The following is a 631-nucleotide window of genomic DNA, read 5'->3' on the forward strand; positions in this document are numbered from 1 at the left end:
GCCTCGCCATTTAGCGAACAAGACAGGTCCTCAGACACACAAATTCTAAGTAGACTCTAAGCCGATAAGATGACCCTAGCTAAAACGAAAAAACCGCGCATCTCTATGAGAGATGCGCGGTTTTTATTGTTGGGCAGTGCTAACTTATTGCGCTGCTTTAAACTTCAAACGATATGCGTGAAGTAGAGGCTCAGTGTAACCACTAGGTTGCTCTTTGCCTTTGAAAATCAAGTCCGAAGCCGCCTGAAACGCAATGCTGTTAAAGTCTGGAGCCATATTAATGTAAGCTGGATCACCCGCATTCTGACCATCAACAATGGCAGCCATACGCTGCAAGCTAGCTTCAACCTGCTCCTTCGTGCAAACACCATGCTCCAACCAATTCGCAACGTGCTGAGAAGAAATACGCAAAGTTGCGCGATCTTCCATTAAGCCTACGTTGTTGATATCAGGCACTTTTGAACAACCAACGCCTTGATCAACCCAACGAACAACATAGCCAAGAATACCCTGACAGTTGTTGTCTAACTCGTTCTGGATCTGTTCCGCAGTCAATGCGTCTTTTTGATCCAGTTAGACAACAACTGTCAGGGTATTCTTGGCTATGTTGTTCGTTGGGTTGATCAAGGCG

1 pseudogene is annotated in these 631 nt (G+C 45.8%); it reads right to left on the bottom strand.

Annotation, left to right across the window (positions count from 1 at the left end):
- Window positions 1-144 precede the first annotated feature (144 nt).
- A pseudogene (locus tag A3750_RS18795) lies at window positions 145-546 on the bottom strand (malate synthase G); the annotation flags it as partial.
- Between the last annotated feature and the right edge of the window lie 85 nt (window positions 547-631).

The organism is Oleiphilus sp. HI0079, from assembly GCF_001635105.1.